The organism is Enterobacter sp. MF024, from assembly GCF_005843915.1.
Classification (GTDB): Bacteria; Pseudomonadota; Gammaproteobacteria; order Enterobacterales; family Enterobacteriaceae; genus Enterobacter; species Enterobacter barmai.
This window is the reverse complement of sequence record NZ_VCBB01000031.1, coordinates 1-1,052: the sequence shown is the minus strand read 5'-3', so window position 1 is coordinate 1,052 and position 1,052 is coordinate 1. Positions and strand designations below refer to the sequence as shown.

Annotated in this window: 1 protein-coding gene; it reads left to right on the top strand. The window is 52.9% G+C overall.

All coding sequences use genetic code 11. The features are described from left to right. The coding region (gene tuf / locus FFB58_RS22790) for an elongation factor Tu (protein WP_138371069.1) at positions 1 to 1,052 on the top strand (1,052 nt) is incomplete at both ends.

Genomic DNA, 1,052 nt, shown 5'->3' with positions numbered 1-1,052 from the left:
GCTGCAATCACTACCGTTCTGGCAAAAACCTACGGTGGTTCTGCTCGTGCATTCGACCAGATCGATAACGCACCAGAAGAAAAAGCTCGTGGTATCACCATCAACACTTCCCACGTTGAATACGACACCCCGACTCGCCACTACGCACACGTAGACTGCCCGGGCCACGCCGACTATGTTAAAAACATGATCACCGGTGCTGCGCAGATGGACGGCGCGATCCTGGTTGTTGCTGCGACTGACGGCCCGATGCCTCAGACCCGTGAGCACATCCTGCTGGGTCGTCAGGTAGGCGTTCCTTTCATCATCGTGTTCCTGAACAAATGCGACATGGTTGATGACGAAGAGCTGCTGGAACTGGTAGAAATGGAAGTTCGTGAACTTCTTTCCCAGTACGACTTCCCGGGCGACGACACTCCAATCGTTCGTGGTTCTGCTCTGAAAGCGCTGGAAGGCGAAGCTGAGTGGGAAGAGAAAATCATCGAACTGGCTGGCTACCTGGATTCTTACATCCCGGAACCAGAGCGTGCGATTGACAAGCCATTCCTGCTGCCAATCGAAGACGTATTCTCCATCTCCGGTCGTGGTACCGTTGTTACCGGTCGTGTAGAGCGCGGTATCATCAAGGTTGGTGAAGAAGTTGAAATCGTTGGTATCAAAGAGACTGCGAAGTCTACCTGTACCGGCGTTGAAATGTTCCGCAAACTGCTGGACGAAGGCCGTGCCGGTGAGAACGTTGGTGTTCTGCTGCGTGGTATCAAACGTGAAGAAATCGAACGTGGTCAGGTTCTGGCTAAGCCAGGCTCAATCAAGCCACACACCAAGTTCGAATCTGAAGTGTACATTCTGTCCAAAGACGAAGGCGGCCGTCATACTCCGTTCTTCAAAGGCTACCGTCCACAGTTCTACTTCCGTACTACTGACGTGACCGGTACCATCGAACTGCCAGAAGGCGTTGAGATGGTAATGCCAGGCGACAACATCAAAATGGTTGTTACCCTGATCCACCCAATCGCGATGGATGACGGTCTGCGTTTCGCAATCCGTGAAGG